This is a genomic window from Bacillus sp. NTK034 (assembly GCF_017303275.1).
Lineage (GTDB): Bacteria > Bacillota > Bacilli > Bacillales > Cytobacillaceae > Cytobacillus.
Window position 1 is genome coordinate 1 of the sequence record NZ_JAFKOJ010000016.1, and the last position, 25,942, is coordinate 25,942.

The window sequence follows — 25,942 nt, forward strand, 5'->3', positions numbered from 1 at the left end:
TTCCTCCTAAGTTTGAGTTAGAGTCGTGTCTTACTCATATCTTACTGAGGAGCCCTATTTTTTTCAAAGCTCAGAAATAACGATCTACAGGAATGCTAAACTGCCCCGTTAGTTTAAGTGCATTTCTTTAAAATGTCTAACCTAATTTTAGTATTTTTAACAACCAGGTTATTCAACAATTTGACCCTTAACATAAAGAAAAAGCGCCTTTCTGCAGCAAGAATAGCGCTTTTTCAGAATAAAGCAATCAGAATTAGCTGTCTTATTCAACAAGCCTTTTAATATTTTGTATATCCTTCTCGCTCATTCTAGAACGTAAGCTATCATTAATCAGCAATTGCATCTCACGAATAAATTGTTCTCCTTTTTCCATAAGAAAGATATCAACAGATCGTTTGTCATTTGCATCCGTTTGGCGTTCAACTAAGGATCCGCCTCGATGTTGTTCCAGTCTTGAAACTAAGCGTGATAGAGCACTATGACTCAGACCCACTTTTGGAACTAAATCTGATAACCTAATCTTTTTATGTTCTGATTGTGCCAAGTAATACATAAGGTAAAATTCTTTAATTCCTAATTGGAAATGATCTTGAAGTGTATAATCCATTGATTTCAATATACGGTCATGATATTTCGTCAGATTAATCCAAGCATTAAACAACTCATTATTATTCATGATATTTATCCTTTCCAGCCCTATTTATTGACATTATTATAACATAAGTTATATTATATGCATGCGCAAGCAAGTGTTTTGTTCAAGATTCACCTTCTTGTAATCCAGGCTTCAAAATTATATGCATGCGCAAACAAATAAGAGGGAAGGGGTTTTTTGTTTGATTCGTTTATTCAGCCCATATACAATTAAAAATCTTACATTGAAAAATCGTATTGTTATGGCACCAATGTGTCAATATTCGGTCACTAAAGAAGATGGTGCACCAAACGATTGGCACTTTGTTCACTATGTCTCAAGAGCGATCGGAGGAACAGGTCTAATAATAATGGAAATGACTAGTATAACTCCCGAGGGACGTATTACAAATGGCGATCTTGGTCTTTGGTCAGATGAACAAGTACCACAATACCAACGACTTGTTAATGAAATAAAAAAGTACGGCACCAAGGTTGGAATTCAAATTGCTCATGCAGGCCGAAAAGCAGAAGATGCCAATCAACCTGTGGGAGCTTCCGATATACCTGTAGAAGTATTACCTGAAGAAACAATGAATGGTGAACTTAAACCCCCAAGAGCTTTAACAAACCAAGAAGTGAAAGAAACCGTTCAGCAATTCAAACAAGCTGCTGAGAGAGCAATAAAAGCGGGTTTTGATACAATCGAATTGCACGGCGCTCATGGCTATCTCTTGCATCAGTTTATGTCACCAAGCACCAACAATCGTACAGATGAGTACGGAGAAGACCTAGCGCTCTTCGGAGAAGAAGTTATAAAAGCGGTAAGAAGTGTTATGCCAGCAGATATGCCGCTAATCATGCGAATATCTGCCATTGAGTATATAGATGGGGGCTATGAATTATCACACTCTATTGATATGGCAAAACGTTTTAAAAATGCTGGTGTCGATGTTTTTCACATCTCAAGTGGTGGAGAAGGACCTCCTGGAGAACGCAAACCACAAAACACACCGGGTTATCAGGTGCCCTTTGCACGCGAATTTAAAAAACAATTAGGCCTTCCAGTTATCGCTGTTGGTAAATTAAGCAGCCCAGAACTGGCAGAAGCGACCATTTCAAATGGCGATGCAGAACTTGTGGCCATTGCAAGAGGTATGCTTGATGATCCATATTGGAGTTTACACGCAGAAGAGATTAACTCATAAAGTTAGTCCGCCTTTTCAATATTCAAAAGGTATAAGATAAGTGATAAGAAGGTTCCTTATTAGGAGCCTTTTTAACCTGCACCCGTTCTATTTCTATTACCTCTTTTTCAAATAAACTGGACCTTTAATGGGCGCTCTAGACACAATTTGTAATTTTATAGATTTGAATTACAGCTTTACCAACTTATGATGGTATTTTGGATATATTGTACTAACCTGCCTCTTAGTCGAAAAAAAAACCTGGATGGCGGTTAATCTTAAACATAGCGTTGAGCAATATTAATTTAGTTTAATATCCTCCAAATGTTTCCGTCATTCATCTTAAAGAAAGTACCAAATATCCCAAGAGTTCTAAAAGTGAATTGCTCACCGTTTTGAAATTCAAAATCCGTCTCATAGGAGGCAAATATGCCAGTGTTTCTAAAATGAGAAGAACTACTCCATATTATCAGATTGTCTTTTGTACATTCTTCATTCCAACCTATATTGTTACAAACAATTCCATTCTCTGTTAATATCCATTTATCAAATTCATCCTTGGTAGGATTAGTAAGCACCATTATAACTATTAAAAGAATTACTGTAAAAATCCCTAATGCAAATCTCCTCTTCTTATTTTTCAAATGAGATACACCACCTTACTGCTTAATTACCCCATTTCCATAATCACATTTTTTATTTCCTTATTCCACTAACCTGCCCCGTTAGTCAAATAAGAAAAGCCGCCTGTTTCGGCAGCTGATTTATATCGTGAGTTCAAGAGAATTTTCACTTGAAATTATTAATATACGGTGGAGCTTCTTGAATCCAATCACGTTCTAACATAAGTTGTTTTAATGGTATTGAAACGGATATATGTTTGAATAAAAACTTTGAGACCAAAAATCCCACATCTGCACGTATTGATTCCGTTATTATTCTCATTCCCTGAGTCATGGCAATAAGAAGGTTAAAAGATAATAAATTAGCGATTTCTTCCTCCGTAAACTTTGCCCCATCCGGAATAGAATGATAATCAGCTATTGGCTTGGGTGCACTAGTTTTGGGTAATGGTACACTTTCTTGCAATAGAAACTCATTTAAATCATTTACAATTTCTTTATGAACATGGAAAACACTCGTAACTATCTCTTTAAATTCAATATCTTGAACTGTATTTATCCATACTTCCTCAAGCCGTAATGTATTTTGACCCATTCCTGCATATAACCATAAATTACTTGCTTCCAATGTATTTAATGGCTTTTTTTCACCATCTAAAAAAGGTTTAATGGTATCTAATAAAGTTTCAAAATAATTCATTTAAATCCTCCCGAAAATATAACATTTTTGAGTTAATTTAACCTTAGATGTCACATTTATTCAGATAGGTAATAAGATTACTCTAAAATTTATCAATATGTCCCCACTAGCTAGGTTTCAATTCTTTCTTTCTAAACCTAAGCCCCTGCACCTATTAGCATAATAAGAAAAAGCATAATTAATCAGTTATAGTGCTTAGTTACTTTAAAAACTTTTGGAATTATATGTTAAATCGAGTTAATGAAGATATAATAAAATATAGGGGGCTGAGGAATTGAGAATTAGGATTTATATTTTGCTAATTGGTTTGATGTTGATTGTCAGTGCTTGTTCTTTTCCATCAAATGGAGTTGCAGACACCATTACGAACCAGTCAAATGAAGAATTTGGAACAGGAATATTTATGCCTGAATATGAAGAGTTTCCAATTACTTCTGCAGAGATTATATATCCACCCACCGGTAACAAAAAAGATTTGGTTGTGGTCTATTCAAAAGAAAAAGGCAAGTTAATGGATGATGAATTCATAAAAAAATACAAAAAGAGTATAGGTTCGAAAGTTTTGTACGGGTTATACGATGGAGAACCTTGGCTTTTTAGAATAACCTACAGTAATTTTAAAATAACGGATGGAGATGGTGATAGCGAAACTAAAGATATAAACGGGGTAGATGTTAAATATAACGAAATAAAAACTAAGGACACAGAGTTGGTAGTGACGTTTTTTAATCTTAAGGAAGGCTCTTATTCTATAGAGTTTTCATTGAGAGAGGGATTAACCAAAGAAAAAGCATTCGAGATAGTCGAGTCTATTATTAAAGAAATGAAATAATTACAAAAGGGATGGAACTTTCCATCCTTTATTTGCAATTTCTTATCAAAAGGGGTGTCACATCTATTCAACAAAACTGCCCCGTTTGTTAAATAGTAAAAAGCCGCCTGCAAGGGAGCTGATCTTGGCATAAGCGTCGGTTTACTTTCCATATTTATCATCTCTTACTTGAATATCATACTCTTCAGGCTGATTAAAGTAATCCTCATAGGTTAATGAACTAACACTTCAAGTCATTTGGTATTAGGATAATATTCAAACAGTTCAATTCTCAAAAGGCTGTACAAATAGACCGTCGCCTTCAAGCCATTCTGCTATAAAAACATCTTTGTAGTCAGTAATATCATGAGTATTTAATTGTGACTTTAACCAAAATTCATTAAAGCCCAAATCAATAATTTCATCCCATAAAACTTTACCGTCTCTTATTAAAGTCACTGGAACTGAAACTACTTTTGAAGCCATGTTAAAATCTTCCTGAGTTGTTTTTTGATACTTTGATTTTTTTAAAATACTAATCGAACCATTTGCCTCTAAATAACAAAAGGCAACCTCACGAAGTGAAAAGGTTTCACTCTGTCGAAGTAAACTTTGCAGCTGGTTTATATTCATTCTATTTTTCCTTAACTCTTCTCGGTCTACAATTCCATTTTTAATAAGTGCAGAGGGTTTCCCTTCAAAAAGCCCCCTGAATGCAAGGAATTTTTGACCTAGATATTCAACTGAAAATAGTAATCCTCCCCAAAGGGTCATCGAATAAACAATATAAAATACTCCTATTTTATGATCGTATAAAGCATTTCCTAATAATTCTCCCAATACAATAGATGCGATAAAAGTAAAAGGAGAAATTTGATTAATGATTTTTTTACCCAAAAACTTTACCATTATAAATAGAAAAAAAGCCAACTATTAATTCAATTGTTAAGTACGATAATTTCATTTATCTGTGCCCCCCTTCATCTATGACTTAAAATTATATCCTCAACTATTGTTTTCAATAATAGAACTCATCAATATTTTCTCCATTTATTTGAAAATATAAAAAATGACTACATGACTTACATAGAATTATTAAACTATCCTGCCCCTTTTTTCAACAATAAAAACAGCTGCCTGATTAGCAGCTATTTTAAAACAAAATCGCCCCTTAGTCGGAGATGAAAAAAGAGTTGCCGATCCCTGATGGATCTTCAACTCTCAACCTTTCCCGTTATTGAGGAATGAACGGGCGATGTTTTAATAAAACATTCCCTCCTTATTAAATTATCTATTTGGAAATTAGATATTTTTCTTTGAAGATTGGACTAAGTTTACTCCATACATCAAATTTATTTCCATCTAAATCATAAAAAACGAAATTTCTTCCCGTGTGTCCTCTGTTTTCAATTTCTCCAACTCTAATGTCACTTTGCCTAAAGTCTTTATGTATTGCTTCTAAGGCATTTAATCCATTAACTTCGAATGTTAACGAAAAACGTTCATTACCGTAAATATCAAAGAAATTGGAGCTTTGATTTTCATTAGATTTCACAAGAAAAATACTTTGATTGGCAAAGTTTAATATAGCTTTGTCTTGATCTTTGTAACTTAACTCTGCTCCTAGTTTATTTACATACCAATCAGAGGAAAGATCTACATTAGTCACTGGAATATATGTTGTGCCTACCCTTAATAATTTCTCGCCCATTTTTTGTCTCCTTTCAAAATACCAAATTATACTAAATTTATTTATTCAACAAAAAAACCTTGCTTCCTGCATCAGGTAAGGAGTTTATACTTAATTTATACAACTTTTATTGAACAAATCTGCCCCGTTTTGAATAAGTCATCTTTTATTTTTTTATTTAAATTCAAATTTTACTGGTCTTAAGAGCAGGTTCTCTAATATTTCTTTTGCATCTTTATTTTCAAATAAAATCTCATATAATGCGTTACAAATCGGAAGTTCAACCTCATACTGTCTAGATATTTCCTTTATGGCCTTTATTGTTGAAACACCCTCTGCCAGTTTTCCAAACCTTTCTCCTTCAACATAAGATTGTCCAAATTTTCTATTGTTGCTATGTATTGAGAAAAGTGTTGCTTCATAATCACCTAAATGACTTAAACCATAAATCGTTAAATCATTCCCACCCATTATACTTACTAGACGAGAAATTTCTCTTGTTCCTCTAGCCATAAGTGATCCTTTTAGGCTGCTATAATTTAATCCATCTAACATACCAGCTGCAATTCCTATAACATTTTTCGTTGCAGCACCAATTTCATTTCCAATAAGATCCTGACCATAATAGAACCTAATTAAATCACTATTAAGTTCCTGTACAATCTTTTTAGTAATGTCAAAATTCTCTGAACCAATAACCATACAATTAGGAATTTTATTTACGTACTCCTGTACATGTCCTGGACCTACCCATACTGCTACATTCACATTTCTTCCAAGCTCCTCGCTAAACACTTGCGAGAGTCTTTTTCCACTAGAGGCCTCTAGTCCTTTCATACATAAAATGAATGTTTTGTTTTGCGATTCTTTTATTGAATTTAGTTGCTTAGCAAATGACCTTAATTCTTGAGCACTGATTGAAATGATAATTAGTTCCGCAAATGATATGGATTTATCTAATGAACTGCATAATTCAATTGTATCTGGCAGTGAGAGATATTCATTTTTTCTAGTTTCTTTTAATCCAGCCAAACTTTTTGAAGTTTCTCTCCCCCATAGCATTACATCATGACCAATTTTATTGGCATACCAAGCCATAAATGTGCCCCATCGACCACATCCTAAAACAGAAACTCTCATCTTTATCTCCCTTATCCTTATTATTTCTTTATTCATTTTTAATGTCTTTTAAAAAAGAATGACCACTAATGAACCAGACACTAATAATTTAATTCGACTACATAAACGTAATTCCTTTTTAAACTAAACCTGCCCCGTTAGTTAAGCAAGAAAAAAAGCCGCCTGAAACGGCAGCTGGATCTTAAAATAACGCACTCGTTACTTTAAGTGTAAATCTTTACAAACTTATTCATCGTAATATATAACTGTTGTGAAATCACCATCTCACTGTAATAAAGCATAAAATATACATCTAAAACTTTATTATGGAGTACACTTTTAAATCCTTATGTTCCCCTTTAACATACATTACCTTTCTGCTTATACCTTCGAAAGACATACCTAATTTTTTCATAACACTCTCTGAACCCTTGTTTTCTAAGAAGCATCTCGCTTGTATACGAACTAAGTTCATACTGTCGAAACCAAAAAAAATGATTGCCCTTGCTGCTTCGGTAATTAGCCCTTTGCCCCAGTATTCATTAGATAAAACATATCCAATTTCAGCACTTTTGTGTTCTGGCTGCCACCAAACAAAGTGAACTGTTCCAATAAATTTACCATTTTCTTTAAGCTCAATCCCCCAAAGAGCATCATATTGAGGTAAAAACGTATTGATAAACACAATTGTATCTGATAATGAAGAATGCGTATCCCAAGTTACATATCTCGTTACTTCTTCATTCGAAGCATATAAATACATATCTTCTGCATCATCTAATGTGATCTTTCGAAGGATGAGACGTTCCGTTTCTATTTTAGGTACATCAGCAAACTTTTCTAAAATATTCATGAATCCACCACTTTACAAAATATTATCAACTGATAATAAGTTTATCATTTTTTAAAATTATGTATTTAATTAAACGGCGACGTTTGTATGGAAAGGAATGAATGCGTAATACTTCGTAAATCAAGAGGGCATACTCTAATAATAAATCTTAAAATAACACACAGATGAGGTGATAATATGATTCGTAAGGGACTATTTTTATTTGTTGTTATTCTGTTTCAATTTAACTTATCAATTGTAAACGCCCAGGAAAATAATATTGTTAAGCTTCTTGATATTAAAAAGGATCAAATAATAAAAACAACTCCAACAAATTCTAACGTTCAATTAGAAACTGAAAAAATAATTAAAGGCATTGATGGTATTGTGAAAAAATTCAAGCCTATTCCAAACCAGGGCTATATGGTTAAAATCCCTTTAGAACCGCCTTACCTTATAGAGAATAAATGGATAAACACTTTAATTGATGAAATTATCATAATAATTCCTAATGAGGAGGATCCTTATTTGGTTACCTTTGATGACGAAAACAATCCTTATTTTTTTACCTTTAAAACAAAAATTGATGCGTTATTGAATACTTTAGACTTCTCCCTTTAAGAGAACTTAATGCACTTTTTAAAGTAATCCGCCCCATAGTACCTAAGATAATTCATTTTTAGATCGAAAAAATATCCCTCTTAAATCTAAGTTTGACAAAAGATAAAATGATCATTTGGATTCCAAACGTGCAGATCATCTGCATTGTATCCTCTCAGCCACAACACGCCGTTAATTCTTCTAAGATAAAAGCCTTTTGGAAAATCATCTTCTTTAGATAGTTTCTCCGAGGCTATTGTGATTGATCCTGATGGAGCTTGATTCCTCTGTAAAGATTTCCCCGAATTACCCTCAGGCTGATCCAGATATTCCAGTCTTAAATAAGGTCCCAGTTCAAGCGGACACAATTCCAAACCTAATTCGCTCGCTTTTTTAAAGATTTGAGCCGTAGTAGCTCCATCTGGGAAGCCAAGATTGCCTACCGTTAGTTCTATGGTATGAAGGTTGTACTTTGCATCAGAGCTAGTAAATTTATTATCAGCTATTAGTTTTTCTCCATACTCATTCATCAAGATAGAGTACTTTTGCATTTTCTGGATGAGCTGCGATTTCGTGAGTCCACCAACTTCTATTTTTCTGGTAATAACTAAACAATTAGGGTATACTTTCCCATTTTCAAAACGCATTCGTTGTCACTCCTAACATATTGGTACATAGATCGTAACGATACAATGGACTACATCTTAATATTCTGCAATTGCCAATAAATTTCCTTGTTGGACTAACCTGCCCCGTAAGTCAATTAAGATAAGCCACCTGATTTATATCGTTCACCTTTTGAATAGTTATTCTTATGAAACAAACAATAAGAGTAATTAAGCTAAAAAATCAGGAGGGATCACATGCTAAATGTATGGGAAACAGTTATGGATACCATGAAATCGATGACAGATCAAGATGAAGATCAACCTCTTCATGTAGGAGAAGTGATGGCATGCTGGATTTACTTAGCAGGCCTTGAATTAGCAAAAGTTTCTGTTCAAGCAGGTATAAATACCACGACGGATAATGAATTAAAAGCAATACTTGAAGAAGACATGAAACTAGGGAACAGTCAGAGGGAACGACTTCATGATTTTATGATTAAGGAAGGAATTACATTGCCTTCTGCCCCTGAAGACATGCCAAAATCAGACCCTAACACTGTTCCTCTCGGTGTAAAATTAACAGATGATGTAATTGCAAATGAATTATCTTTAAAAATTATTAGCTTAATTATGCGTGCCGCCAGTACTGCTTCAGAATCGATTCGTACTGATGTAGGTATTTTGTTTATTCAGTTTCAAGCAGAAAAATTAGCTTTCGCAACTAGATTAAAACATTTAATGCGCAAGCGCGGATGGATAAAAGTCCCGCCTTTTTACGTCCCACCTGGTTCTCAACAACCCTTAGGCTAAAAATTCTCTAGTTCTGCTAAGTGGGTGATAAAGGTAAACATTAGGTAGAGCAAAAACAATCAAATGCAATTTTAGGTTTACATAAACATAACGATAAAAGTAGAAAAACGCCAAAATCCATATGAATCGGAGGATTGGCGTTTTTTTATTTTTTGTAAAATTTTCTATCATTTATGAAATGAACCTGTCCCGTGAATTTAAAAGAAACCAGCTGCCTGTTAGCAGCTGATCTTAAAGCCTGTCTTGCAGTTCTTATTTTTTAAATGATAACCCTTCTTCTTTTAAGAAAGATCTCATAATGGGTAAGGAAGCCGGTCCAATACCATGAATTTTTAATATTTCTTTTTCAGTGTACTTTGATAGTTTTCTCAAAGTGTCTATTCCTTCGTGAACCAATGCATTCCTTGCAGGAGCACTGAGTTTCGAAAGGAAGCCGCTTTTAGGCCTATTCTCTTTATCACAGGCAGGGCAGCTTTTACACTCACTACTTTTGTAAAACTTATGTCCCTTTTCACAAACCCTTAAACTTTTATTTACTGTCAAAATAATTCCTCCAAACAAATTCTGACCCAGTATTATATATTATTAATTATTAGTTATATAAACTCGGCAAAATATGAATTCCATTATTAAACAAACCTGCCCTTTTATCCAAAAGGAAAAAGCCGCCTTAAAATGATCATTCATTACCAGGATTATGTTTCGGGAGAGAGATTATAGCCTTAAATAAGTCTCCGTCAATTTGTATGTTGAATTTCCCTTTTTGTATTTCAATCAGGCTTTTCGCAATTGACAGTCCCAATCCGCTGCCTTGGCTGGATCTGGATTCATCGCCTCTTTTAAAACGCTCCATTAATTCGTCTGCTGAGATATTTAACTCAGAAGCTGAGATGTTTTTGAAGGTAAGGAGGATTTCACTGCCTAATTCCTCAATAGAAATATATACCCTTGAGCTTTTGAGGGCATAATTAAATATATTTGATAATAAATTCTCGATGGACCTCCACAATAATTTCCCATCTGCTGTAATATAGACTTTCTCCGGCGGATAACTCAGCTTAATATCTAAATCCAGTAATTCAATCTTATCATTCACTTCCCCTAGCCCCTGGGTTATTAAAGACACGACATCTATTTTTTCAAAATGAACTGGAATATTTCCGCTGGACGCCTTTGTTGCTTCAAATAAATCTTCTGCCAGTATTTTTAGCCTTTTTGACTTTTGATCCAGTACTTCAATGTAACCTTCTGCCTTCGATGAATCCTTTTCAAATTTCAATAAGTCAACATAAGTAATAATGGAAGTTAAGGGGTTTCGAATATCATGCGATACATTGGTGATTAGCTCTGTTTTCAACCGCTCACTTTTTAGTTCGTTATCCACCGCTTTTTTTAATCCATCCGTGATGCTGTTGATGTTGGCAGCAAGCCTGCTGAATTCTCCTTTTTCGCCTGCTTCAATACGGTGATGAAGGTTCCCTTCCTTAATTCTCTCTACCCCGCTCTGTATAGAGTTAAAGGTCTTGATTTTCTTAAAGGCAAACCAGGCAGCCAGGCCAATCGTTACCGGAAACATGAAGAACGTTAAAGCAATCACTATTGGATAGCCGATGACAAGCAGTACCGTCTTTACGCCGGTGCTTCCGCTTTGATATACATCTCCTATAAATTTAACCAGTTTGTGGATCAATGTATAAATTAATGTATGTCTGATAAGCGTTCTATTTTTGAAATGCTTTATGAGTGATAGAATCGGCACGAATCCCAGAGCGGCAAAAGGGATCGTAATAGGTGTGATCATTTTTTCTATATTCTCAAACACATCATCCACTAAAGCAACCCAAAATACTATAAGCATAATACATAATACGATATTGATGTCATTGTATAATTTATCTGCCGGATGAAAATGCAGCTCTTGATCCTTAAATGACTTTCTGCCTGCTATAAGTACAAGGTAAAAGAATGAAAGAATAAATCCAGCCAGGAATCCAAATACTTGATATACATTTTTTCCAGCAATGGCTTTGTTTTTTTGCCACTCTTCTGTTTTAAGATCCAGCAAATCTTCCGGAAAAGCAACATACACAACTGTTTTTCCTGAATTTAGTTCATCCATTTGCTCAGTAATTACATGCAAATGTTCATTTTCTTCCATTTCCTTTGGATAGAACTCTCGTTTATATTCCTCGAACAGCATATAAGAAGGGTAGCTTTCAAACTGTTCTTTTTCGGTCTTTGAACTGTTTTTAAACACATTTGTCCCATCACTGGCATAAAACATTAGCTCTGAAGACTCTATATTCTGCAAAAGCAAATGAAATTCTCTTAAATCCTCCCTGATCAGCTGGTCCTTTTCCTGAGAGAGTGTCTCTGCGTACTCTTCTTTAAACCGTTTGAAATTTTCTTCTTCATTTAATTCAGGATTATAACTTCTGGATTGGTTCCGAAATTCTGAATATAAATTCTCTTCAACACTTCTCCATTCATCCTGGCTGATTGTTTTGCCGCTTAAAATATGTTCCTCATTCTTATATTCCCCTAATAGTCTTGTGAGATCACCTATGAGAGCTTCATTTTCCAGCACAAATGCCCTGCTCTCTAAATAATTGTCTTCTAACACGCTGCTGAATTGACCATCATTTACGACCTCTACCTCAACAATGGCTCGAATGGCCCCCGTAAAACAGATGACGGCTATGATGAAGACAATGATTTTCGTCATGACAGAATGACTATATCTTTTCAACTTTATATCCAACTCCCCACACCACCTTCAAATATTTTGGCTCTTTCGGATTTATCTCTATTTTTTCTCTAATTTTCCTGATATGAACGGTTACTGTATTTTCAGGACTAAAGGATTTTTCATTCCATATCTTTTCATAGATCTCTTCAATGGAGAAAACCCTTCCGGCATTTGCTGTCAGAAGCTTTAAGATCTTATATTGTACGGGTGTCAGATGGACCTCCTTCCCATCGATCGAAACTGTTCTCCTTTCATCATCAATCATAAGTCCCCCCGTCTGATATACATTGCTTCTTGTTTCAAGACTTCCAAATGTCGTATATCGTCTCAGCTGTGATTTAACCCTTGCAATTAGCTCCAGGGGATTAAATGGCTTTGTTATATAATCATCTGCTCCTAAATTTAAGCCTAAAATTTTATCCGAATCCTCCGATTTGGCAGAAAGCATGATTAATGGGATATTGTTTTCTTCTCTAATCTTCATGGTAGCTCTAATCCCATCCATCTTGGGCATCATAATATCCATGATAACAAGATGAATCTCATGATCTCTGATTACTTCAATGGCTTCTTCTCCATTAAATGATTTATGTATTTTATAGCCTTCGTTTTCTAAATAGATGCTTATCGCATCTACAATGGCTTTATCATCATCACAAACCAATATGTTCATGAAAATTCACTCCCAAAAATGTTTTCAATATAAGACCCATCCCTTTATTATTCCTGCTAATAGAATAATATCAGTTAAATCTTAACAAACACTTTATGCAATTCTTAAGATTTTCTTAGTGTTTTAAAAAAACAGCAATAAACCGGCCAGTTATATGGTTATTATCAGAAAAGAGATAAGCTCAATTAACCTTTCAGGCACAGCTGCTATCCTGGTGTATGAGGCGTTGCCCCAGCAGGATTTCCGAATGAATAAACCATCTTCCGCGCTGGAAGATGGTTTATTTGATTCCGTTTTTTACTCCACAGGAATAAACTGGTGGTATAGTAACTCTACATCGTTAAGGAGGTCTATGATGTGGCTGATGTATCTTGTGTCATTCAAATAGCCGAAGCAGAAGTTGGTTATCTTGAAAAAGCAAGTATCAGTAACCTTGATGACAAAACCGCTAATGCTGGCACCAATAATTACACTAAGTATGCACGAGACTTAGATGCAATCAGCGGATTTTATAAAGGTTCAAAGCAGGGATTGGCCTGGTGCGACGTATTCGTTGATTGGTGCTTCGTTCAGGCATACGGTGTCGATGAAGCAAAAAGGCTTTTGTGCCATGGAGTGCTTGGGGCTCGGTGCCCAAATTCCGCTGAGTATTTCAATAACAATGGGCAATTTTATACGTCCAGTCCTAAAATTGGTGATCAAATTTTCTTTGGTACAAGCATTTCGAGTGCTCATCACACAGGAATCGTTTATGCGGTTGATTCCAAGTATGTTTATACAATCGAAGGCAATACTTCAGGTGCTTCCAGCATGATTTCTAACGGAGGAGGTGTTTGCAAGAAGTATTATTTTTTGTCTAATTCAAAGATTGCCGGTTATGGAAGGCCAGCTTTTGATCAATAGCAGTTACTTAGGCTGAAGATATAGAAAAGTTCCAGTCTTTTTCTAAACGAAAGTTACTCTCCAGAGCTTGGTAATATTTACTCTGACTCCTCAAATCCAGGCAGCGGTTTGAGAAAGTCCCATAAACAAACAAAAGCCCTTTTGGGTTTACAAAGGGCTAAATACTTATAAAGTAAATGATTTAAAACCCTAATAAACCTACCTTGGGTCAAGACATCACTTTTAGTTTGATATCCAGACATTGAGCCGGCAAAAAGCGCGAAAAGATAAATGATATCAAACCGCAAACTGTTAGAAAATCTCTAACAATTGAGATGCAGTTTCATACAGCCTTGTTAAGAGAATCAACCATTACCAGGGGCACCGGGCATATATTCTTAATATCCAATCAGGTTTTAAAACTTGCCCAATTACCGACACTCTTAAATTCTTTATACTCTGGTTCCCACACTGCATCTGCCACAGCTTTTGCCACATCCGTGATGTCTGCTCTTGCAATTCCTTCTTCTATCGCGGCTTTCGCTACTTCAACACCCACATAGATAGAGACATCATGCAATTTTTCAATCGGAGGGAGCAGGGACGCTCCTTGCTGTACTAAAAATAGGCGGGTCATAAGCATAACAGCAGGTAAAAACAGCATTCCCGCTGTAAGCCAATGGAGTGAATCGACAGGAATTCCTACAGCAATCCTGGAACCAAAGTAGGAAAAAATGGCTCCAAAGATGCCTGCGGTTAAGCCCGCTTTCACATCAATATTGCCCTGCCGGTAATGGCTGTAAGCTCCGGACAAGGTCGTAAACACCATAGCCGCAAGCGAAGTCCCTAACGCTGTGTGGATAGGCACTCCAAAAACAACGGTTAAAATGGCAATGATAAACCCGGAACCTCCGGCCCCAATAAACCCTAGTAAAATCCCTATTAAAAACATAGTAAATGTAATAATAGTAAATGCCCCCAAATACACTTTCATATCATTCGACAAACTTAGTCCAACTATTATTATAGTATAGGAAACATACAGGAGACTTTTTGTAATTAAAAAAAGTGTTCAGTTAGAGGCTTTTAGTATATAAGAATGTTTACGAAACTAGCAGCCTCCCAAATTTAAAATGGACCTGCAGATGCAGGTCCACTCAAATTAAACGGCAGATGATGCTGCGTATTTTTCTTCCAAGGTCTTCTTTAATAATGAAGCTAATTCGAGCATGCCATATTTTCCGGCCTTTGCTTCTGCATCCGTATTATAGTTTGTGTTTGTATTAATATCATAAGTGTAAATGTCACCTTCAGCATTTCTGATAAATTCAATTCCAGCAACTTGAATATCATTCCTGGCCAGAACGTCTTTATATTTTTCTAAAATTTCGTCCTCAAAACCTTCAATGATCTGGAACTTAGGCTTCTCTTCAACCTCTTCTCCGACCGGACAGAATAAGTCGCCAATCTGGCATGCGTCCGCCGGGCAAAGTTCAAATCCTTCAGAAGTATCAACCCTTACAGCATAAACAAAGTTGCCTCCTACAAATTCACAGCGGGTGATATAGCTTTCAGGAGATTGAATGTATTCCTGAATAAGGGTAATGCCATCAACAGGCTCTTCGAAGGAAGGTCCCTCCACATAAGCTTTTAGAGCATCAAAACTATGGAATAATTGAACACCCAGGCCTTTTCCTGCTCGGTTATGCTTCGTGATAAACGGCTGTCCCGCAAACGTCTCGGCTGCCTTAATAATGTGTTTTTTTCCAACCGCTGCAATCGTTTTTGGAGTCCTTACACCAGACTTGTTTAACTCCAAGTACTGCAGGACCTTGCTAACTTCCAGCTTTAAAGCGCTCGTTCCATTTAAAACAGTACGGCCATGTGCTTCAAGCCACGCCAATACTTGTCCGGAAAATTCAGCTGCAAAGCGATGATCACGGGTATGAGATGAAGCACTCATTCGGCTATAGAAAATTCCTTCCGGCGGTTCTGCCGATAAATCTAACGTTCCTTCGTCTAAATGCCATTCTTCATAAGGAACACCCAGTTCCTCCAGCCTTTTTGTCAAATGGACTGTCCACTCACTATTTTCATGTATTACATATACCTTGCTCATTATTCAGGCCCCTTTCTAGCTCTTTATTAAACTGCGTTTTTGTTCCACTAATGGCATTACCGTCTTTGCAAAGCGTTCCATTTCCTCCAGCTGAGGTGAGAATTGCAATAATAGCAGGTCCAGGCCAGCTTCTTCATATTGCAGGATTCGATCAGCAATTTGCTCTGGTGTTCCTATTAAGTTTGGCCGCAGACCTCTATTGGAGACAGAGTAATCCTGCAGCTGAATCTGCTGCTCTAATTGTGACTTTGTCGTGAAGTCCTTAAAGCCTGCGTAACCGCTGGAATCCTTCACAGTCGTGATTTTTTCAAGCTCAGCAAGAGCCTCTTCTTCTGTTTCACGGCAAATAACATACGCAGCCATTCCGAAAGAACTGAATGGCGCATTCCCCGTTTGTTCACGCCGTCCCTTCATTTCTCCTATTTTCCGGTCAATCTCTTCAACCGTTCCGCCGTGCATGACATAAGCATCACATTTTTCTGCAATGGTCTGCTTGCCTTTTTCGCTCTCACCGCCTGCATAAAGAATGGGGTTAGGCCGTTGAACAGGCTTCGGTGCAAGCTTCGTTTCATTTAAGTCGTAAAATTGGCCAGAAAAGCTGAAGGTATCTTCTGTCCATAAGCCTTTCAGAACATCAATGAACTCCTCGGTGCGGGCATAACGCTCATCATGTTCTGTAAAAATACCACCATATTGACGCGCTTCTTCAGCCCACCAGGCAGAAACAACATTAAGAGTAAAGCGGCCGCTGCTGATTTGATCAATATTGGCTGCCATTTTTGCTGCTACAGCAGGATTATGAAAACCAGGGCGGATCGCGGTCATAATTTCAATTTTTTCCGTCACGGCTGCAAGTGCGGCTGCCGTGGACCAGGCTTCAAGAGAATCATGGTCCGTTCCTTTAATATCATTTAAATATAATTCAGCTATTAACGTAGTCGAGTATCCCCATTTTTCAGCCGACTGAATGACGTTTTTAGCATATTCAAAGGTTGGCGGCATATTTTCGTCTTCTACATTTCGCAGCCAGCCTCCAAAAATCGGCAACCAGAAACCATATTTCATTTTTCTTCTCTCCTCTTGCATTTTTAAATATCTACTTTTCGCATAACTTAAGTTGGATTTATAAACAATTAAAAAACTCTCCTCCTAAGAAGAGAGTTTTTTAAACCCTCTTCTCATCTTTCAAGCGATGCGCTTGCTGGAATTGGCACAGTATTCATCAGAACCTGCTGCCGAGGCTTCAAAGGGCCAGTCCCTCCACCTCTCTGGATAAGAAGAAAATATTCAATTTTTTAATTATTTAAAGCGATAATAATTAAAATTCATGGAATTGTCAATCAATTATTTCTGAATTCTAAATAAAATTAATATGTTTTTTCCTGATTTTAGGTAAATTCCCGCTAAAAGTTTCCCACCTAAACTGCCCCGTTAGTCGAAAGAAACGCATCACGCTGTCCAAAGATATACCCGCACGTTTAAGTACATCGTTACAATCCAATCATCTAATTGAAGGAGCATACAATGAAATATGTAGTCAAATTATTTCATTAAAATAATTATGGATAACCCTCAATGGAAGGTTATCCACTTCATTTGAATTTCACTTAAAAATTTCCTTTAGACCCACAAAAGGAACTATGCTTCTCTAACTTAGTTTCGCGCTTGGCCCCTTTCGAATGCATCCAAATGGTTCATTGAGGCATTTCTTAACTGTGTAAATACTGTTCTTACATCTGTTGGAAGATTTAAAGACAGAAATTTATTATACATACTTATATTCTCTATCTCACCTTGTACTCCAAAGGCAAAAGCTTTTTTTATTGATTCTGGGGCAGTAACAAACATCCTTGAAATATCTTCTGGGACAGGTACTTGATATCGTTCAAGAAGTGGAAGTAACGCACTAATATGCCTCAATTCAGCTTCTTGGATTCGGGCAAATGTACGTATATAACCAAAGTTTAAAAGAATATTATTATACCTGGCCTGAGCAAGAAATTCATCTTGTAAAGCAAAAGTCAGCATCTGAGGTAAAGTTAATGTTGGAGCATTCAAAGCCCCTTTGGCACCATAGCCGTTAGCATTTTGTCTTTCTGATGATGGTTGCAAATGATGATAAGGGGGGTGACTATAGGAGTGGAAATTTTTCGCATACATTATTTTATTCTCACCTCTTAAATTATTTTCCTGCTACTGAGCGGCTGTTGTAGCTCATTGTCCTCCTCAATAAAAGTAATTCCTCTTATTAGATTATTATGAAAGGAATTGAAATGTACCTTGGAAACTCGAAAGTGTCATTTAACTTTAATAAGTACCTTCCTCTTCTACGTACATAAGATAATTTATTGATAATAAATAAAATGAAGGGATTGAGGAAAATGTACTGTATGCCCTATACGTATCAAAATCCTTATTATGCAAATGTACCAGCACAACCTTACGGAAATCCAACTGGTTATTGGGCTTATTCTAATGATTTGGCATTCCGTTCTTATCGTTCATTTTATGGTGATAGCAGAGACGTATTAAAAGATTATGGATCAAACCCATTTGTTATAAATATCAATGAGGCCGCAAAACAAAACAGCACGTATCGTACTGCACTGTGGACAGGAAATCATTTGCAAGTTACACTAATGAGTCTTAATGTTGGTGAAGATATCGGATTGGAAATTCACCCTGATGTGGATCAATTCTTACGTGTTGAACAAGGTCAAGGGATTGTACAAATGGGCAAAAATAAAGATAATTTAAGTTTCCAATGGAGAATCTTCGATGACTCTGCTATTATGATACCGGCTGGAATGTGGCACAATGTCACAAATACAGGAAATGTTCCGTTAAAACTATACTCCATATATGCCCCGCCAAACCACCCATTTGGTACAGTTCATAAAACGAAGGCAGATGCAATGGCAATCGAAGAAGGTATGGGGAATGGAAATGGGAAAACAGTAACTTTCGGAAAGACTCCAGATGAATGGGTAAGACATACGGAGTTTTTGGTAAAAGAAGGCTTGGAGGACGTTAAACGAGGAATTAATATGACACACATACTTCAAGAGTTTATTCTAATGGGAGTTCTTGTAGGGAAGGGGTATTCTCCTGAAAAAGCATATGAAACAGTAGAAGAATGGGAACGTACAGGAAAATCCAAACTTCTTCAGGAAAGCAAAAATATGTAGAGCAACCGTAACTCGATAATCAAATGCTTTCGTTAAATAATGATATATTATTTCCTGCTGCATTAAAAACTCGTCAGTCATGACGAGTTTATTTTGTGTTATTTTCGATAGTTTAATAGCCCATTCGTGTGTCAATTAAATAAAAAATGCACCCCAAATAGCCCTTTATGGCAAATACATCATTTCTCCTTGTTCAGCTAATCTGCCCCTCGTATATTATGTTTAACTCCTTAAATACCATTCTCTTTTTCATCTTTTCTATCAATATAAGGTGGTCTGTTTGGACGTCTCGAGATATTTCTAGATAATGGTCTTAGGATCATTTGGGACAATTCTTCCTGCCCCTGTAGCTTGACTACATCTAAAGACTGTTTCTCAGTGTACGTGCGGCACTTCATACTCGCAGGCTGAGCGCACTGCCTCTCGAACTCAGGTGACAAGCAGCCCTGAGGCGGCTTTCGATGCAGATGCAGTTCTGATACACGAGGTTGATGATCGGCGTCCATACTAGAGATATCTCGAGGCGTCCAAGGAAATACCCAATGATTCCACAATGAAAGGAGGGTAACCCCCATGCGATTATTTGTTGGTTTAGACGTAAGTTCGTTTGACATGAAAGGCTGTATCCTTGATCAGGAAGGATCAAAAGTGGATACCTTCACGGTATCAAATGACCTTCCAGGAGCCACAGTTTTGAAGGAACGAATCCTCGGCCTTGCGAAAGGACGTAAAGTTGAAAGCGTTAAGATCGGTTTGGAGTCCACTTCGGTCTATAGCTTCCATCCTTCTATGTTCCTTCATTATGATGAAGACCTTAAGGTCTTTGACACTCAAGTGTTCGTCATTAATCCGAAACAGATTGCCAACTTCAAGAAAAGCTATTCGGATATGAATAAGACGGATGAAATTGATGCATTCGTGATTGCCGATTATGTCCGATTCGGCCGTAACCAGATGTCCATTGTCAAGGAGAGCCAGTATGTCGCACTCCAACAGTTGACCCGTTCACGTTATCACTTGGTTAAGATGATGACAAAGGAGAAACAGCACTTTCTCCAACATCTGAATTTCAAGTGCAGCAACTTTTCCCATGAGGTGGACTCTTCCGCCTTCGGAAATGCGATGATGGACCTCTTCCTCGAAAGATACAGCCTGGAAGAACTGGCCCAGATGCCTTTAGATGAATTGGCTGCGTTCCTTCAGGAACACGGGAAGAATCGTTTCTCTGATCCCGATAAAGTAGCTACTTCCATCCAACGGGCAGTCCGCTCTTCCTACCGCTTAGATAAAGTGGTAGAAGACTCAATGGATCTCCTTTTAGGTACTTCCATTGAGCTGATCCGTTCCTTTCAGAAACAGATCAAGGAAATCGACAAAGCCATTACCCGTCTAATGACAGGCCTTTCCCAGACCTTGGAGACTATACCGGGCATCGGACCTGTATATGCCGCAGGCATTATTGCCGAAATCGGCCAGATTGAACGTTTTGAAGATGAAAGCAAGATTGCCAAATATGCAGGTCTATACTGGCGGAAACACCAGTCTGGCCGCTTTACAGCTGAAGACACTTCTCTTTCGCGACAAGGAAACGAATATCTGCGCTACTACCTCGTTGAAGCCGCCAACTCGGTTAGGAGACAGATTCCCGAATATCGCGAGTTTTACCAAAAGAAATGTCTTGAAGTTCCAAAACATCAACACAAACGTGCCCTCGTCCTAACAGCAAGAAAACTCGTGCGATTGGTGGATGCGCTGCTTCGCAAACGCCAAGTCTTTGCGCAAGAAAGGTGCGTGAAGATCTGACAAATATACTTTGTCAGCGCAAGCCTTCCTGATTTCCAGTAAATTACATTTATTTACTGGTGTAGTTCCTTACGGTCTTTTTTAGTCACAAGTAAATTGAAAACTAAACATCTTTAAACTTTTGGAGTTGACATATTACCGCAGGTCTTTAATTGATTTTAAATGCTGCACACCAGCATCTAAATAATCTCTAATTTAATTCACTTCTCAAATGTCCACTCAGGTATGCATAGCCTCTGGTGGTTTCTCTTTTTTCGTGCCCATTAAATTTTGTATAAACGCAATAAACTCACAATCTTGGTCAAATGAATATCTTTTAATAAACTGAGCATGATAATTTTGATCAAAATCCTTGTTAGGACTATCTCAAAGAGCAGGTGAAATTTATTGACTCGATTGCTTCTTATTATTAGCATATCTATTCTTGTAATAGGCTGCACCAGCTGTGGTAATAAAGCAGATGAACAGGAAAAGAAAGTATCTGTTATTCAAACAGAAAGTCAGACCTCACCTAAAATTATACTTCTTGTTATCGATTCACTTATGGATGAGCCGTTAAAGAATGCTATCCAGGAGAAGAATGCCCCTGCTCTTGCCTTCTTTTTAAAACACGGCCAATATAGTAAAAATTTAGTAAGTTCCTATCCAACCATGTCGGTTACAATCGACAGCTCTTTAATAACTGGTACTTACCCGGATCAAAGTAAGATTCCTGGACTTGTTTGGTTTGATAATAATGAGAAGCAAATCAACACTTATGGGAATGGCATGTTTGAAATTATGAAACTCGGGGTTTCCCGATTTGCTGATAATATCATGCATCAATATAACAATGTTGACCTCAGTCCAAATGTAAGAACTATACATGAAGATCTGAACAATTTAAAAAAAGATTCAGCATCCATTAACGCATTTATTTATCGGGGAAATTATCATCATACCCTTAAAGTTCCAAAGTTGATAACAAAAGTGAGCAATCTGCCTGAGGAATACGAAACCCTTGGACCAAAAATACTGTCTTTAGGGGCATTTATACGCCAGGACCCAAAGAATAATCACATCGTCAATCGTATAGGACTTAATGATGCCTTCGCGGTTCAAGAATTAAAATATCTATTGAAAAAAAATATTCTTCCTGAATTTACAATCCTGTACATCTCAGAAAATGACTTTACTGTACATAGGAAAGGTCCAGATACAACAAAAGGAATTGAAAAACTTGATAAGCATCTCCAGGAGGTCCTGAATATTTTCCCAAAATGGGAAGATGCCCTAAATAATAACATTTGGGTTATCATTGGAGACAGTAATCAGTCGTCTGTCAATGAACGAAAAAAAGAGGCACTAATAGATTTACAAGAAATCCTTTCTAAATACAGAATTTTAAAGCTCGGTAAGCCTGTTTCAGAAGACGATCAAATTGTCATTACAGCAAATGAACGGATGGCCTATATCTATAAAATTAACGAGAGTGTTTCTGTAAAAAATATCGCAGGAAAATTGCAAACTGACCCTCGGATTGCCTGGATTGCAAGGAAAGAAAAAGAGATGATACATGTGATATCCGGAGATCATAAGGGGTCCTTTATTTTTAAACCAGGCGGGACCTATAACGATATTTATAATCAAGCCTGGACTATTAAAGGAAATACCTCCATTCTCGATTTATCCTTAAAGGACAAGAATATTCATTATGGGGATTATCCTGATGGATTAGCAAGGTTATATGGAGCTATGCAGTCTCAGGAAGGTGAATTTCTTGTTGTTGATGCAAAACCCGGATTTGAATTCATTGGAGAAAGTTCACCTGAACATTCCGGCGGCGGTGCCCATGGTTCAATGCATAAAGAGGATTCACTAATCCCCATCATTGTTACAGGAACCAATAAAAGTATCGATCAGCTGCGGATTGTAGATTTAAAAAAATGGATTTTGGATTTTTGGAATTAATTAGTTTCCATGCCTCGCACACAAGTATAAAGCCCTCAGAACTTGAGGGCTCATTTTTATATTTATATTAGTACTTTTGTATAAAGCAAGTAAATTAACGTTATTTTAATACATATCCTTCTGAGTAAAATTCCAAAACGCCACAGCAAGACAGGCAGCCGTCCAAACCCCGAGCACGGTCAGCGAAAACGGCAGGGACATCCCTTCAATCGGCGGTGCCTGGCCTTCCAAGTAGTTAATCAGATCAAAGTTCAAGTTCACTAAAAACTTGGAGCTCGTCCAGCTCGAGCCGATAGAAGATAGCAGAGTGCCTGCGATTAACACAGCCATCATCGCCCCTATTCCAGTCGCTGTATTTTTCACCAGAACTGATATCATAAGGCTTATGGTTCCAACAACCGCTGTTACTACCCAGGCAAGGCCAACTGACATCAGCAGGTATTCCCACATCGGCAGTGTATGGATGTATTCCGTTGAAAATTCACCAGATGCAGAAGCTTGAAATCCGGTTAAAATAGGTGCGGTCCATCCATCATATCCGAGCACGATTCCTGAAACCCCATAACAGACAATCACGGTTGCCGCCATCAGCATGGAAGTATACAGTAAAATCGTCAGCCATTTAGCCATCAGGATTCTCCATCTTTTAACCGGCCGGGACAGTAATGTTTTGATGGTGCCATCATTATATTCCCCGCTCACAATATCAGCCATGATAATAATAATGAATAAAGGCAGGACAAGTGTGACCCCCTGTGAGAAAAAGATGCGGATAAACGTAGGGGCTCCAGGATAGTTCGGGTTGATATCGTTGTCCAGATAATACTGCTTCTGCTTCAGATCAAATTCAAGGAACTGTCTGAAATCGTCCTGTATTCCACTCGATGCGAGCCGATTTTGCCGATCGACAATCTCCTGCTGAAGCTCCACCCGCCAGTCCAGGGTGCCCTGCTTTTCTATTTTCTCCTGTATCTCCCTGTATTGTGCATATGTAAACATCGAGACCAGAATGACTAATATAACGCTGACAACCGCCAGGCGTTTTTTGGAAGCAATTTTCATCACTTCATTACGAATCAGTCCAACCATATTCGGATTAGACAATATGATCGCCTCCTGTCAAACTGATAAATAGGTCCTCCAATGTCTGCACTTTCCTTTCGATCGTCCATACCTCAATACCCGCCTTCATTAAAGCCTCATTCAGATTTGAGGTTTTGCTTTCATCCATAAGTGTGTGTATAGTATGGTCATCGTATAGTTCTGCAGCCTGGACATATGGGGATTCTTGTAAAATAGCAAGTGCACGAATAGAATCACTGACTCTCCAATCCACACCGGATGACAGTGCACCAACCAAATCGCTTACGCTGCCGACCTTGACGATTTTCCCATGGCTCATAATAGCCACACGATCCGCCAGCAATTCGATTTCACTTAAAATATGACTGGATACGAGCACCGAAAGGCCCGTATCATCGACCAGCTTCCTGATAAATGTCCGAAGGTCTTTTATTCCCATCGGGTCCAAGCCATTCGTAGGCTCATCCAATATCAGCACATCCGGGCGGCCTAACAATGCTTGTGCAATACCAAGACGCTGACGCATTCCTAATGAATAGGTCCGAACCTGATCATCAATTCTAGCAGTCAGATCAACCAGATCAATGACTTCCTGTATCCGTTCTTCATCCACATCAGGCAGCATCCGCGCAAACATCTGCAGGTTGTCGCGGCCGCTCAAATACTTATACAGCTCGGGATTTTCGACGATAGAACCAAGGCGCTGCATCGCCTGAACAAATTGCTTTCTTACATCAAAACCGCAGATGTGAATCTTCCCGGATGTTGGCTTAATGAGCCCGACAAGCATCCGGATCGTGGTGGTTTTACCTGCGCCATTAGGACCCAGGAACCCAAATACTTCTCCTGGATAAATGTCAAATGATATATTATCAATAATCGTTTTCTTTCCAATGATTTTCGTTACATTTTCCAATTGGACTGTCGGCTTTAAGCTCATAGCATCACCCTTGTTCTATTCTAACTAAATTTTCGAACAAACACTCTTTTAAATACTCCATTTGAGAAAAAAATGGATACAATCACATTAGAAGGAGAGGTAAAACGATGAAAAAATGGATGTGGCCGTTATTTTTAACATTGTCCCTTGCGCTGACAGTTCTTTTTGGGTATGGCCTTGCCAGTGCCTATATGGATGTTACCAGTCCGCCTCAAGCGGAAATATTAGCGAAATCAGAGAAAGTTCCTGTCACACCTGGTGATACATATATCGCACTCGGAGATTCCTTAACCAGGGGTGTCGGCTCATCAAAGGGAGAAGGTTTTGTCCCGCTGGTTGGAAGTGAACTTAAAGAAAATAATACTGTTGAACGTTTTCAAAACCTGGGTGTAAGAGGTGCCAGGATTGAAGATTTACTGGTCCAGCTAGAGCAAAAGGAAGTCAGGAGATCTCTTAAAGATGCCAAAATCATTACGATCACTATAGGGGGAAATAACCTATTTAATAGCGGGGAGACCCTAAAAAAATATTCTGAAGAAACCGCCCTTGGCATCCTGGAGACCGAAATTCCGAATTTGGAAAAGACGTTTAAAAACATTCGTGAAAGTAATCCGAATTCAGTCATACTCTATATGGGGCTTTATAATCCATTCAAGCAATCGCCCAACGGGGATTCATTTGATTCCATCATCCAAAAATGGAATGAGTCTGCCCGTACATTGGGCTTGAAATACAGTGTTCAAATAGTGGATACTTTCAATTTAGTCACGGATGCCAAACGAGATCTTTCCAGTGACATTTTCCATCCGAATGATGCTACTTATAAGCAAATAGCTGAAAGCATGTCAATTGTCATTGAAAAAAGTATCGTTCAATAAAGAAAAGGTGAATCCACAGTCCACATGAAGTCTGGACTGCAGATTCACCTTTTTCATTATTTGC

The 25,942-nt window shown here is 37.5% G+C and carries 22 protein-coding genes, 4 pseudogenes and 1 riboswitch; of the genes and pseudogenes, 9 read left to right on the top strand and 17 right to left on the bottom strand.

Translation table 11 applies throughout. From position 1 onward, the window contains the following. Positions 1-262 precede the first annotated feature (262 nt). Complete coding sequence (locus tag JI665_RS26550; protein ID WP_206845721.1) at positions 263-676, bottom strand: MarR family winged helix-turn-helix transcriptional regulator; 414 nt, start codon at positions 674-676, stop codon at positions 263-265. Between the two features lie 160 nt (positions 677-836). On the opposite strand from JI665_RS26550, the pseudogene JI665_RS26555 reads away from it, so the two are divergent. Then, positions 837-1,881: pseudogene (locus JI665_RS26555) on the top strand (NADH:flavin oxidoreductase/NADH oxidase). 244 nt (positions 1,882-2,125) lie between these two features. Here JI665_RS26555 and JI665_RS26560 read toward each other — a convergent pair. Both JI665_RS26560 and JI665_RS26565 read right to left on the bottom strand, forming a co-directional pair. Then, positions 2,126-2,464, bottom strand: a complete 339-nt coding sequence (locus JI665_RS26560; protein ID WP_244671331.1) for a DUF4359 domain-containing protein — start codon at positions 2,462-2,464, stop codon at positions 2,126-2,128. A 145-nt stretch (positions 2,465-2,609) separates the two neighbouring features. Beyond that, the gene (locus JI665_RS26565) at positions 2,610-3,143 is read right to left on the bottom strand and encodes a DUF3231 family protein (RefSeq protein WP_206845724.1); all 534 of its coding nucleotides are present in this window, start codon (positions 3,141-3,143) and stop codon (positions 2,610-2,612) included. A gap of 274 nt (positions 3,144-3,417) precedes the next feature. Here JI665_RS26565 and JI665_RS26570 point away from each other — a divergent pair, with 274 nt between their 5' ends. Beyond that, a complete protein-coding gene (locus tag JI665_RS26570; protein ID WP_206845725.1) occupies positions 3,418-3,975 on the top strand; it encodes a hypothetical protein in 558 nt (185 codons plus the stop codon). Between the two features lie 264 nt (positions 3,976-4,239). On the opposite strand, the pseudogene JI665_RS26575 reads toward JI665_RS26570, so the two are convergent. The 4 genes and pseudogenes from JI665_RS26575 to JI665_RS26590 form a co-directional block, all read right to left on the bottom strand. Next, positions 4,240-4,918, bottom strand: a pseudogene (locus tag JI665_RS26575) (DUF421 domain-containing protein). A gap of 327 nt (positions 4,919-5,245) precedes the next feature. Continuing rightward, positions 5,246-5,665, bottom strand: a complete 420-nt coding sequence (locus tag JI665_RS26580; protein ID WP_206845727.1) for a VOC family protein — start codon at positions 5,663-5,665, stop codon at positions 5,246-5,248. A gap of 153 nt (positions 5,666-5,818) precedes the next feature. Beyond that, positions 5,819-6,820 carry an NAD(P)H-dependent glycerol-3-phosphate dehydrogenase gene (locus JI665_RS26585; RefSeq protein WP_244671332.1) on the bottom strand — a complete coding sequence of 334 codons (1,002 nt, stop codon included), beginning with the start codon at positions 6,818-6,820 and terminating at the stop codon, positions 5,819-5,821. 256 nt (positions 6,821-7,076) lie between these two features. Then, positions 7,077-7,616 (bottom strand): GNAT family N-acetyltransferase, encoded by a 540-nt coding sequence (locus JI665_RS26590; protein WP_206845729.1) that lies wholly within the window; start codon positions 7,614-7,616, stop codon positions 7,077-7,079. Between the two features lie 177 nt (positions 7,617-7,793). On the opposite strand from JI665_RS26590, the gene JI665_RS26595 reads away from it, so the two are divergent. Further along, the gene (locus JI665_RS26595) at positions 7,794-8,216 is read left to right on the top strand and encodes a hypothetical protein (RefSeq protein ID WP_206845731.1); all 423 of its coding nucleotides are present in this window, start codon (positions 7,794-7,796) and stop codon (positions 8,214-8,216) included. Between the two features lie 86 nt (positions 8,217-8,302). Here the strand turns inward: JI665_RS26595 and JI665_RS26600 are convergent, their stop codons facing one another. Further along, a complete protein-coding gene (locus tag JI665_RS26600; RefSeq protein ID WP_206845732.1) occupies positions 8,303-8,842 on the bottom strand; it encodes a helicase in 540 nt (179 codons plus the stop codon). Between the two features lie 216 nt (positions 8,843-9,058). Between JI665_RS26600 and JI665_RS26605 the strand changes: the two genes are divergently transcribed. Next, positions 9,059-9,613 (top strand): DUF3231 family protein, encoded by a 555-nt coding sequence (locus JI665_RS26605; RefSeq protein WP_206845735.1) that lies wholly within the window; start codon positions 9,059-9,061, stop codon positions 9,611-9,613. Between the two features lie 252 nt (positions 9,614-9,865). Here the strand turns inward: JI665_RS26605 and JI665_RS26610 are convergent, their stop codons facing one another. The 3 genes from JI665_RS26610 to JI665_RS26620 form a co-directional block, all read right to left on the bottom strand. Beyond that, positions 9,866-10,156: an RNA polymerase alpha subunit C-terminal domain-containing protein gene (locus tag JI665_RS26610; protein ID WP_206845738.1), complete on the bottom strand. Its 291-nt coding sequence runs from the start codon at positions 10,154-10,156 to the stop codon at positions 9,866-9,868. 136 nt (positions 10,157-10,292) lie between these two features. Further along, complete coding sequence (locus tag JI665_RS26615) at positions 10,293-12,374, bottom strand: sensor histidine kinase (RefSeq protein WP_244671333.1); 2,082 nt, start codon at positions 12,372-12,374, stop codon at positions 10,293-10,295. After that, on the bottom strand, positions 12,349-13,035 hold the full coding sequence (locus tag JI665_RS26620) for a response regulator transcription factor (protein ID WP_206845740.1): 687 nt from the start codon (positions 13,033-13,035) through the stop codon (positions 12,349-12,351). The genes JI665_RS26615 and JI665_RS26620 overlap by 26 nt, the downstream gene beginning before the upstream one ends. Positions 13,036-13,392: 357 nt before the next feature. Here JI665_RS26620 and JI665_RS26625 point away from each other — a divergent pair, with 357 nt between their 5' ends. Then, entirely contained in the window at positions 13,393-13,938 is a 546-nt protein-coding gene (locus tag JI665_RS26625) for a CHAP domain-containing protein (RefSeq protein ID WP_206845741.1), read from the top strand. Between the two features lie 591 nt (positions 13,939-14,529). Here the strand turns inward: JI665_RS26625 and JI665_RS26630 are convergent. From JI665_RS26630 to JI665_RS26645, 4 genes and pseudogenes are all read right to left on the bottom strand, one after another. Beyond that, positions 14,530-14,911: pseudogene (locus JI665_RS26630) on the bottom strand (sulfite exporter TauE/SafE family protein); the annotation flags it as partial. Positions 14,912-15,079: 168 nt separating this feature from the next. Further along, a complete protein-coding gene (locus tag JI665_RS26635) occupies positions 15,080-16,036 on the bottom strand; it encodes an ATP-grasp domain-containing protein (RefSeq protein ID WP_206845742.1) in 957 nt (318 codons plus the stop codon). A gap of 15 nt (positions 16,037-16,051) precedes the next feature. Beyond that, positions 16,052-17,101: an LLM class flavin-dependent oxidoreductase gene (locus JI665_RS26640; RefSeq protein ID WP_206845743.1), complete on the bottom strand. Its 1,050-nt coding sequence runs from the start codon at positions 17,099-17,101 to the stop codon at positions 16,052-16,054. 110 nt (positions 17,102-17,211) lie between these two features. Continuing rightward, positions 17,212-17,315, bottom strand: a riboswitch (SAM riboswitch). A gap of 374 nt (positions 17,316-17,689) precedes the next feature. Then, positions 17,690-18,121 (bottom strand): annotated as a pseudogene (locus JI665_RS26645) (rubrerythrin family protein); the annotation flags it as partial. 296 nt (positions 18,122-18,417) lie between these two features. On the opposite strand from JI665_RS26645, the gene JI665_RS26650 reads away from it, so the two are divergent. The 3 genes from JI665_RS26650 to JI665_RS26660 all read left to right on the top strand — a co-directional run bounded on the left by JI665_RS26650 (position 18,418) and on the right by JI665_RS26660 (position 22,977). Then, positions 18,418-19,224 carry a cupin domain-containing protein gene (locus tag JI665_RS26650; RefSeq protein ID WP_206845745.1) on the top strand — a complete coding sequence of 269 codons (807 nt, stop codon included), beginning with the start codon at positions 18,418-18,420 and terminating at the stop codon, positions 19,222-19,224. Between the two features lie 573 nt (positions 19,225-19,797). Beyond that, on the top strand, positions 19,798-21,027 hold the full coding sequence (locus tag JI665_RS26655; RefSeq protein ID WP_009333976.1) for an IS110 family transposase: 1,230 nt from the start codon (positions 19,798-19,800) through the stop codon (positions 21,025-21,027). A gap of 387 nt (positions 21,028-21,414) precedes the next feature. After that, positions 21,415-22,977, top strand: coding sequence for an alkaline phosphatase family protein (locus JI665_RS26660; RefSeq protein WP_206845746.1), 1,563 nt, complete (start codon positions 21,415-21,417; stop codon positions 22,975-22,977). Between the two features lie 105 nt (positions 22,978-23,082). On the opposite strand, the gene JI665_RS26665 is transcribed toward JI665_RS26660, so the two are convergent. Then, entirely contained in the window at positions 23,083-24,066 is a 984-nt protein-coding gene (locus JI665_RS26665; RefSeq protein WP_206845821.1) for an ABC transporter permease, read from the bottom strand. Positions 24,067-24,073: 7 nt separating this feature from the next. Continuing rightward, entirely contained in the window at positions 24,074-25,000 is a 927-nt protein-coding gene (locus JI665_RS26670) for an ABC transporter ATP-binding protein (RefSeq protein WP_206845747.1), read from the bottom strand. Between the two features lie 107 nt (positions 25,001-25,107). On the opposite strand from JI665_RS26670, the gene JI665_RS26675 reads away from it, so the two are divergent. After that, entirely contained in the window at positions 25,108-25,878 is a 771-nt protein-coding gene (locus JI665_RS26675; protein ID WP_206845749.1) for an SGNH/GDSL hydrolase family protein, read from the top strand. The last annotated feature ends 64 nt before the right edge of the window (positions 25,879-25,942 follow it).

Excerpts from the sequence above, each read along its gene's own strand:
- JI665_RS26665 (WP_206845821.1), bottom strand. The coding sequence starts at position 24,066 with ATGGTTGGACTGATTCGTAATGAAGTGATGAAAATTGCTTCCAAAAAA.
- JI665_RS26620 (WP_206845740.1), bottom strand. The coding sequence starts at position 13,035 with ATGAACATATTGGTTTGTGATGATGATAAAGCCATTGTAGATGCGATA.
- JI665_RS26595 (WP_206845731.1), top strand. The coding sequence starts at position 7,794 with ATGATTCGTAAGGGACTATTTTTATTTGTTGTTATTCTGTTTCAATTT.
- JI665_RS26655 (WP_009333976.1), top strand. The coding sequence starts at position 19,798 with ATGCGATTATTTGTTGGTTTAGACGTAAGTTCGTTTGACATGAAAGGC.
- JI665_RS26675 (WP_206845749.1), top strand. The coding sequence starts at position 25,108 with ATGAAAAAATGGATGTGGCCGTTATTTTTAACATTGTCCCTTGCGCTG.
- JI665_RS26605 (WP_206845735.1), top strand. The coding sequence starts at position 9,059 with ATGCTAAATGTATGGGAAACAGTTATGGATACCATGAAATCGATGACA.
- JI665_RS26600 (WP_206845732.1), bottom strand. The coding sequence starts at position 8,842 with ATGCGTTTTGAAAATGGGAAAGTATACCCTAATTGTTTAGTTATTACC.
- JI665_RS26565 (WP_206845724.1), bottom strand. The coding sequence starts at position 3,143 with ATGAATTATTTTGAAACTTTATTAGATACCATTAAACCTTTTTTAGAT.
- JI665_RS26650 (WP_206845745.1), top strand. The coding sequence starts at position 18,418 with ATGTACTGTATGCCCTATACGTATCAAAATCCTTATTATGCAAATGTA.
- JI665_RS26580 (WP_206845727.1), bottom strand. The coding sequence starts at position 5,665 with ATGGGCGAGAAATTATTAAGGGTAGGCACAACATATATTCCAGTGACT.
- JI665_RS26585 (WP_244671332.1), bottom strand. The coding sequence starts at position 6,820 with ATGAATAAAGAAATAATAAGGATAAGGGAGATAAAGATGAGAGTTTCT.
- JI665_RS26640 (WP_206845743.1), bottom strand. The coding sequence starts at position 17,101 with ATGAAATATGGTTTCTGGTTGCCGATTTTTGGAGGCTGGCTGCGAAAT.
- JI665_RS26670 (WP_206845747.1), bottom strand. The coding sequence starts at position 25,000 with ATGAGCTTAAAGCCGACAGTCCAATTGGAAAATGTAACGAAAATCATT.
- JI665_RS26550 (WP_206845721.1), bottom strand. The coding sequence starts at position 676 with ATGAATAATAATGAGTTGTTTAATGCTTGGATTAATCTGACGAAATAT.
- JI665_RS26590 (WP_206845729.1), bottom strand. The coding sequence starts at position 7,616 with ATGAATATTTTAGAAAAGTTTGCTGATGTACCTAAAATAGAAACGGAA.
- JI665_RS26635 (WP_206845742.1), bottom strand. The coding sequence starts at position 16,036 with ATGAGCAAGGTATATGTAATACATGAAAATAGTGAGTGGACAGTCCAT.